Origin of the sequence: Shewanella sp., assembly GCF_051658185.1 — a bacterium.
Classification (GTDB): domain Bacteria; phylum Pseudomonadota; class Gammaproteobacteria; order Enterobacterales; family Shewanellaceae; genus Shewanella.
This window is the reverse complement of the sequence record NZ_JBOFMC010000147.1, coordinates 1-7,960: the sequence shown is the minus strand read 5'-3', so window position 1 is coordinate 7,960 and position 7,960 is coordinate 1. Positions and strand designations below refer to the sequence as shown.

General features: G+C 48.0%; 5 protein-coding genes, 2 tRNA genes and 1 pseudogene. 7 read left to right on the top strand and 1 reads right to left on the bottom strand.

The features are described 5' to 3' along the window. Window positions 1-878: pseudogene (locus tag ACRCZA_RS06170) on the bottom strand (DNA mismatch repair protein MutS); the annotation flags it as partial. A 377-nt stretch (window positions 879-1,255) separates the two neighbouring features. Between ACRCZA_RS06170 and recA the strand changes: the two are divergent. From recA to ACRCZA_RS06135, 7 genes are all read left to right on the top strand, one after another. Further along, window positions 1,256-2,326 (top strand): recombinase RecA, encoded by a 1,071-nt coding sequence (recA, locus tag ACRCZA_RS06165; RefSeq protein ID WP_438673583.1) that lies wholly within the window; start codon window positions 1,256-1,258, stop codon window positions 2,324-2,326. Beyond that, window positions 2,323-2,814: a regulatory protein RecX gene (locus ACRCZA_RS06160; RefSeq protein ID WP_438673584.1), complete on the top strand. Its 492-nt coding sequence runs from the start codon at window positions 2,323-2,325 to the stop codon at window positions 2,812-2,814. Before recA ends, ACRCZA_RS06160 begins: the two co-directional genes overlap by 4 nt. A 499-nt stretch (window positions 2,815-3,313) precedes the next feature. Next, window positions 3,314-5,938, top strand: a complete 2,625-nt coding sequence (gene alaS, locus ACRCZA_RS06155) for an alanine--tRNA ligase (RefSeq protein WP_438673582.1) — start codon at window positions 3,314-3,316, stop codon at window positions 5,936-5,938. 9 nt (window positions 5,939-5,947) lie between these two features. Next, a complete protein-coding gene (locus ACRCZA_RS06150) occupies window positions 5,948-7,204 on the top strand; it encodes an aspartate kinase (RefSeq protein ID WP_438673581.1) in 1,257 nt (418 codons plus the stop codon). Window positions 7,205-7,322: 118 nt separating this feature from the next. After that, window positions 7,323-7,520, top strand: a complete 198-nt coding sequence (gene csrA / locus ACRCZA_RS06145; RefSeq protein WP_007649794.1) for a carbon storage regulator CsrA — start codon at window positions 7,323-7,325, stop codon at window positions 7,518-7,520. Window positions 7,521-7,738: 218 nt separating this feature from the next. Then, window positions 7,739-7,830 (top strand) — tRNA-Ser (locus ACRCZA_RS06140). 32 nt (window positions 7,831-7,862) lie between these two features. Further along, a tRNA-Arg gene (locus ACRCZA_RS06135) sits at window positions 7,863-7,939 on the top strand. Window positions 7,940-7,960: the final 21 nt, after the last annotated feature.

Genomic DNA, 7,960 nt, shown 5'->3' with positions numbered 1-7,960 from the left:
AAAGTATTGTCACGGCCACCGGCGAGATTTTGGGTGAGCTCCAAATTGCGCCGAGTCGCCGCATCAAGCACTATGGTATCGGTTTGATTAAAGCGAGTAATGGCATTGATATGGGGCAGGGCAGTACGTTGGGTATCTTTAACGTATTGCATGAGGCAGCCCGCGGCTTGCAAGGATAGGCGCGCATCGCTAATGCCAAAGCCGTGGAGATCTTTCGTGCCCAATTGTGCCAGCAACAGTTTGATACTGGTATCGTAATCAAATTCCCATTCGGGGCGGCGGCGCTTTCCTTTAAAGTGGGTCAATAAGCCGAGCTCAGTAAAATCTTCGCTGTAAAGAATTTCGACCGGATGAGTGCGCTGTAATTCGGCTTCGAGGGCTTCTTTAGTCTCTAATTCGGCAATCACAAAGCGGCCAGATGAGACATCAAGCGTGGCATAACCAAAGCCTATTTTCCCCTGATACACCGCCGCCAGCAGATTATCTTGGCGCTCTTGCAACAGCGCCTCATCGGTTAAGGTGCCGGGCGTGACGATACGGACCACTTTGCGCTCAACGGGGCCTTTGGACGTCGCGGGATCGCCAATTTGCTCACAAATCGCAACTGATTGACCAATTTGTACCAGTTTCGCCAGATAGCCTTCCACCGCATGGTAAGGAATGCCTGCCATCGGAATGGGATCGCCACCACTTTTGCCGCGGGCAGTCAGCGAAATGCCTAATAACTCAGAGGCGCGCTTGGCATCGTCATAAAAGAGTTCATAGAAGTCGCCCATACGATAAAACAGTAACATATCGTGATGTTCTGCCTTCATGGTCAAATATTGACGCATCATTGGAGTATGTTTTTCTAAATCATCGGTATCAATTACATTCATTAAATCGTTATCGTCCGTTGTGACAGCCCCAAGGGCGAGAGCAAGGAGTTTGCCGCTGCGATACAGTCGCGATTGACGGCCAAGACTACCCAAAATAAGCTGCGCCAATCTTAGCAATAAATTACGGGAAATTGTGCCAGCGAATGCAGATATTCCCCACATGGTAGCGATATTTGTGCTTTCTTCGCGCGAGCAATGGTCAATATGGACGATGCACCGAGGTAAAAATAATTCGGTCACAGCTCTTGATACTGTATGATTGTACAGTATACTAGTCAGCAGATTAAGGCAGAAAGCAATTGGCAGTTTGCATTGCCGCTGAGTAAATTGAATATCACTTTTGACAGTCTACAAGCTGTCTAGATGAGGGAACAGGAATGAAGGTTGATCCAAACAAAGAGAAAGCACTTGCTGCGGTATTGAGCCAAATTGAAAAGCAGTTTGGTAAAGGCTCCATCATGAAGCTGGGCGAAGATCGCTCTATGGATGTAGAAACCATCTCTACCGGTTCGCTATCGCTAGATGTGGCTTTAGGCGCCGGAGGTTTACCAATGGGGCGGATTGTTGAGATCTATGGCCCAGAGAGCAGTGGTAAAACGACCTTAACCTTAGAAGTGATTGCAGCCGCGCAGCGTGAAGGTAAAACCTGTGCCTTTATCGATGCCGAGCATGCTTTAGACCCTATCTATGCTAAAAAATTAGGCGTAGATATTGATAATTTACTCTGTTCTCAACCCGATACCGGTGAGCAAGCGCTAGAGATTTGTGATGCGTTAACCCGTTCTGGCGCTGTTGACGTTATTGTTGTTGACTCGGTTGCGGCATTAACGCCTAAAGCTGAGATCGAAGGCGAGATTGGTGATTCTCATATGGGCTTAGCGGCGCGTATGATGAGCCAGGCGATGCGTAAGCTTGCCGGTAATTTAAAGCAATCAAACACTTTGCTGATCTTTATCAACCAAATCCGGATGAAGATTGGGGTGATGTTTGGTAATCCAGAGACTACCACCGGTGGTAATGCGCTGAAGTTTTATGCCTCTGTGCGCTTAGATATTCGTCGCACTGGAGCGATTAAAGATGGTGATGAGGTTGTCGGTAACGAAACCCGCGTGAAAGTGGTCAAGAATAAAGTGGCGGCCCCATTTAAACAGGCCGAATTCCAAATTCTTTACGGTCAAGGGATTAACCGTACTGGTGAGTTGGTTGACCTTGGGGTTGCCCATAAGCTCATTGAAAAGGCTGGCGCATGGTATAGCTATAAAGGCGATAAAATCGGCCAAGGCCGCGCCAATGCGGGTAAATATTTGACTGAGAATCCTGCCATTGCCGCTGAAATTGATAAATTATTACGTGAGTTACTGTTAAGCAATCCAAGTGCCCTCGCATCATCTTCTGAGGATGATAGCAGTGAAGGCAATATTGACTTAGAAACAGGCGAAATTTTCTGAGCCAGTCAGCCCGTCAATTCGCGGTCGCGCTATTAGCGCGCCGCGATTACTCCCGCCAACAAGTGTGTCAGAAACTGCTCGAAAAGGGGTTTGAACAGGCTGAAATTGATGCGGTACTCAATGAATGCGAAGCGTCGGGATTTATCAGCGATAGCCGTTACGCCCAGTTACTGGTGCGCAGCCACATTAGTCGCGGCCACGGTCCTATACGTATACGCCAAGCGATTGCGCAAAAAGGCCTTGCTAAAGAGTGTATTGAAGTTGCCCTTGCCAACAGTGGGTGCGATTGGTTTGAATTAGCCAAGGCTAAGGCTCTGAAAAAGTTCGGGGCTACTCGTGTTGATATGAGTGGCGCGTCCCATGCGCTTCTTGCTAAAGAAAAGGCGAAGCGCGTTCGCTTTTTAATGGGTCAGGGTTTTAGCTATGAGCAAGTGATTTACGCGCTTGATGGTAGTTCGTTTAATGACGACTCGTTTGATGTCGACTGACTGATGTTGATTCACTCACTTGATGTTGACTTAAGTGACGATGATATTAATGACTGAAGTCATACCGCGGCACATAATGCGGAAATACTTAATTTTACTCTAGGTCGCTGAGCGCGATTCGCCAATACTTTTGGTCAGTGACTTAGCAGGACGATAGTGTTCAATCGAGTGTTTAATATTGTCCGCGAATGTTCCTTTTTTGCGGCCTTCGCGAGTCTTATCTGGGGCCTCATTCTCCCCGTGAGTATGTTATTGCCAAGCTCCTTACCCACGTTTATTCTCCTTACACGGAATTCTTCCGTACCATGCCATATAAAATGCGGCCATTTGCTTTATCAGATCTGCGATAGGCGATCTTGCTTAAAATATTAAATGACTGGCGTGTATATCAGCAATCAAGGCTGGTCGTCCTTCCTTAGTCTGCTTATAATGCTGGGCAAATAGAAATACGGCTACCTATGGTGTAGCTGGTGATGCTTACCCAATTCAGGACGATTTCATGTATCAAACTACAGCAGAGCTTAGAAGTGCTTTCCTCGAATTTTTCCGCAGCCATGGTCATCAAGTTGTGGACAGTAGTTCTCTCGTACCCAGCAATGATCCCACGCTATTGTTTACCAATGCCGGAATGAACCAGTTCAAGGACGTGTTTCTGGGCATGGATAAGCGTAGTTATACACGAGCGACCACGGCGCAGCGCTGCGTCCGCGCGGGGGGGAAACACAACGATTTAGACAATGTGGGCTATACCGCGCGTCACCATACCTTCTTTGAAATGTTAGGTAACTTCAGTTTTGGTGATTATTTCAAAGAAGAGGCAATCCGTTTTGGGTGGTTATTTTTAACTGAAACCCTAAAGCTGCCCAAGGAACGTCTTTGTGTCACTGTGTATCAAACAGACGATGAAGCTTTTGAAATTTGGAATAAAAAAATAGGCGTCGCGGCCGAAAATATCATTCGTATCGGTGATAACAAAGGCGCTCCTTATGCTTCTGATAACTTCTGGCAAATGGGTGATACTGGCCCCTGTGGCCCTTGTACCGAAATTTTTTACGACCACGGCGATCATATTTGGGGTGGCCGTCCTGGCAGCCCTGAAGAAGATGGCGATCGTTTTATCGAAATTTGGAATATTGTGTTTATGCAATACAACCGCCAAGCTTCGGGTGAAATGTTGCCATTGCCAAAACCTTCCGTCGATACTGGCATGGGCATTGAGCGTATTGCGGCAATTATGCAAGGCGTTCATTCTAACTATGAAATCGATATTTTCCGCGCTTTGATCGCCAAAGCCGCCGAAATCATTGGTGTGACTGACTTGTCTAACAAGTCGCTACGCGTGATTGCCGATCATATTCGTTCTTGCGCATTCTTAGTTGCCGATGGTGTGATGCCATCAAACGAAGGTCGTGGCTATGTACTGCGCCGTATTATTCGCCGCGCTGTGCGTCATGGTAATAAATTAGGGGCGACAGAGGCCTTCTTCTACAAGTTAGTGCCGACGCTGATTGACGTGATGGGCGATGCAGCTAAAGGTCTAGCTGAAACTCAAGTTATTGTTGAAAAAGCGCTTAAAGCAGAGGAAGAGCAGTTTGCCCGTACATTAGAGCGTGGCCTAGGCATTCTGGATAGTGCATTAAACGAATTACAAGGTGACACCTTAGACGGTGAAACAGTCTTTAAACTGTACGACACCTACGGTTTCCCGGTGGATCTAACCGCTGACGTGTGTCGTGAGCGTAATATCATTGTCGATGAAGCGGGCTTTGAGGCCGCGATGGCGGAGCAACGTAGCCGTGCACAAGCCGCGGGTAACTTCGGTGCTGATTATAATGCAGCACTGAAGATTGATGCTGAAACGGCATTCTGTGGTTACTCAGATCTCACTGGCAAGGCTAACGTGACCGCCCTTTTTGTGAATGGCGAGTCAGTACCTACGATCAACATCGGTGATGAAGCCGTTGTCGTACTCGATGTGACGCCATTTTATGCCGAATCCGGTGGTCAGGTAGGCGATAAGGGCGTATTAGTGGCCCAAGGCATTGAATTTACAGTTAACGATACGCAAAAATTCGGTCAAGCGTCAGGCCATAAAGGCACATTAACCTCTGGCAGCTTAAGCGTGGGTCAAGTGCTTGAGGCCAAAGTGGATAAAAAGCTGCGTCACCGCACTCAGTTAAACCACTCTGTGACTCACTTATTGCATGCCGCACTGCGCCAAGTGTTGGGCACCCATGTTAGCCAAAAAGGCTCATTGGTTGACCCAGAGCGTCTACGTTTCGATTTCTCCCATTTTGAAGCCGTAAAACCTTGCGAACTTAAGCAGGTTGAAGAGTTAGTCAATACGCAAATTCGCCGTAATCATGAACTGAAAGTGGCTGAAATGGCGATTGATGAGGCTAAAGAAAAAGGCGCGATGGCGCTCTTTGGTGAAAAGTATGATGCACAGGTTCGTGTTGTGACCATGGGCGATTTTTCTATCGAGCTTTGTGGTGGTACGCATGTCGGCCGCACTGGTGACATTGGACTGTTTAAGATCACCTCCGAAGGCGGTATTGCCGCTGGCGTGCGTCGTATCGAAGCGGTCACTGGGGCGGCGGCTATGGCTTATGTCGCCCAGCAACAATCTGAGCTTGAGGAAGCCGCCGCGCTTCTGAAAGGTGATGCTCATTCAGTGGTTACCAAACTGAAAGCTCAATTAGATAAAATGAAGCAACTTGAAAAAGACATGCAGCAACTTAAAGATAAGTTGGCGGCTGCAGCGAGTGCTGATTTAGCGGGTGATGCGGTTGTGGTTAATGGCGTCAACGTGCTGATCAAGCAGCTTGAAGGCGTTGAAGCAGGTGCGCTGCGTGGCTTGCAAGATGAGCTTAAACAAAAGCTCAAATCCGCCGTCATCGTGCTCGGTGTTGCACAAGAAGGTAAAGTGAACCTTATCGCGGGTGTGAGCAATGACTTAGTTGCCAAAGTCAAAGCCGGTGAACTGGTTGCGATGATCGCCGCGCAAGTTGGTGGCAAAGGCGGCGGTCGCCCTGATATGGCGCAAGCGGGTGGTAGTCAACCAGAGAATCTGGATGCGGCTTTAGCTCAAGTCTTACCTTGGATTACTGAGCGTTTAGCTTAAGAGGTTGCTGTGCTCGATAAACGAAAGCTTAGTCGTAACAAGCTTTTTGTGAAAAAGTTTGGCGGCACTTCGGTAGGTTCAATCGAGCGTATCGAAGTCGTCGCTGAGCAGATTGCAAAATCCGCTCAAACCGGTGAGCAACAGGTAATAGTGCTATCGGCCATGGCAGGGGAAACGAATCGACTGTTCGCGCTGGCGGCGCAAATCGATCCCCGCGCGAGTGCCCGTGAGCTTGATATGTTGGTCTCAACCGGTGAGCAGGTCACGATTGCATTAATGGCCATGGCGCTGCAGCGCCGTGGCGTTCGCGCGAAGTCTCTTACGGGGAGACAGGTGCAAATTCATACCAATAGTCAGTTTGGCCGAGCGAGTATCGAGCGTGTCGATACTCAATATTTAGCGGCGTTGCTGGCCGAAGGTATAGTGCCTATCGTCGCTGGATTTCAAGGTATCGCGCCAAATGGCGATGTGACGACTCTTGGACGGGGCGGCTCAGACACTACTGCCGTGGCTCTGGCGGCTGCGTTACAGGCTGACGAATGTCAGATATTTACCGATGTCCCCGGAGTATTTACGACCGATCCTAATATCGAGAGTAATGCTCGGCGGCTGGAGGTCATTGGGTTTGATGTGATGCTGGAAATGGCAAAGCTTGGCGCCAAGGTATTGCATCCCGATTGCGTTGAATATGCCCAGCGCTTTAAGGTGCCCCTGCGTGTGCTGTCGAGTTTTGAGGCCGGTCAGGGCACCTTGATCCAATTTAGCGATGAATCTGAACGGACCATGACCTCTTTTGTCCAAGGGATAGCCATCAATAAAGCCCTCGCGACTTTGACGATTGAAGGCTTGTTTACGGCAAGTGAGCGTTATCAAGCTCTGCTTGCATGCTTAGCAAGGCTGCAGATTGACGTGGAAGTTAGCACGCCGTTAAAGCTTAATGAGGCTGCACCAGCAGATTGCGTGAGCTTAATGTTGGCTGACGCTAAAGTTGATATCTTGCTGCAAGAGCTAGAGGCGCTAAGCGAGAGCCTTAAATTGGGCCCGTTAATTGTCGAACGACAACGTGCCAAAGTCTCTTTAGTGGGAAAAGGGTTGCAAACAAAAAATGGGTTACTCACTAAGATGTTAGAGGTCTTGGGGAATGAAACAATCCATGCTAAGTTACTCTCGACCTCGGGCAGTAAGTTGTCAACCGTCATCGACGAAAGGGACTTACACAAGGCGGTTAGAGCGTTACATCACGCTTTTGAATTAAATAAGGTGTAATTAAATAACGCTTTCAGTATTGCGTACTATTAATTTGTACTAAGCTGACCTTATAATAAGCACATCTACCGGATGAGTGCCGTGTGTAAGCTGAATTAGGAAATGAAGGAGCTATCGAATGCTAATTTTGACTCGTCGTGTTGGTGAAACACTGATGATCGGTGATGAAGTCACTGTGACAGTGTTGGGGGTGAAAGGCAATCAAGTGCGGATTGGTGTGAATGCGCCGAAAGAGGTTTCTGTGCATCGTGAAGAAATCTACCAACGTATCCAATCTGAAAAATCAGGTTCGCCATCAGAAGGTGGTAATTTCTAATATCGCCTTAATTTCGACGTATTATGGCATCAGTAATGACAACAGAAGAGTCAGTTTTTTAACTGGCTTTTTTTATTTTTAAAAGCCAAAGACTAGCGTAAATCAATGCATTGGCTTGATATACCAGCAATGTGATTAAAAACAGTCCAAACGATATGGGTTTTAGAAAAAGGGTTTGACTTATTTTCGTCAAACAGTAATATGTGCGCCAAGAAAACGGAGAGGTGGCCGAGTGGCCGAAGGCGCTCCCCTGCTAAGGGAGTATGGGCTTTATCTCCCATCGAGGGTTCGAATCCCTCCTTCTCCGCCATTTCTTGTTGCTAGAAATTGATAGAAAACAGTGCGCATGTAGCTCAGCTGGATAGAGTACCTGGCTACGAACCAGGCGGTCGGAGGTTCGACTCCTTCCATGCGCACCATAAAGATAAGCCCCACAACTG